This is a genomic window from Vagococcus sp. AM17-17, assembly GCF_003471765.1.
Classification (GTDB): domain Bacteria; phylum Bacillota; class Bacilli; order Lactobacillales; family Vagococcaceae; genus Vagococcus; species Vagococcus teuberi.
In genome coordinates, this window is record NZ_QRJY01000025.1 from 423 (window position 1) to 818 (window position 396).

The 396-nt window shown below is 40.2% G+C and carries 1 pseudogene; it reads right to left on the minus strand.

Going from position 1 to position 396, the window contains the following annotated elements:
* Window positions 1-26 precede the first annotated feature (26 nt).
* Window positions 27-396: pseudogene (locus DW196_RS11635) on the minus strand (replication initiation protein); the annotation flags it as partial.

The following is a 396-nucleotide window of genomic DNA, read 5'->3' on the forward strand; positions in this document are numbered from 1 at the left end:
AATCAGAGAAAAGAGGGCATGTCTGATTAAGAAAAACCGTTTTTGAGTTGCGACAAGATTTCTTGTTTCCATGAATCGTCGTCAGAGATAGTTGCTGATTGAGCATGGAAGTCTGTCTCATGCGTTCCTCGAGGGTACCCCAAGACTTTATCTTTTGCGAGCCACTTTTCTTTTTGAGTAAGCTCCGAGTTGTGGTCGATGTTGAATAATTTTTGTCGTAAGTCTTCGTGTGTCCCCTTAGAAAAGTCATCCGCATTCTTTGCCTCTGGTTTAAACGCAAACTGATACCCAACGACAGGTTTCCCTCGACCCTTACCATATTTCTTTCGAATGGTCAGACCACGAAACAAGGGAGTTAATTCTTCTTTGATAGGTTTTAAAATATTTTTATTAATA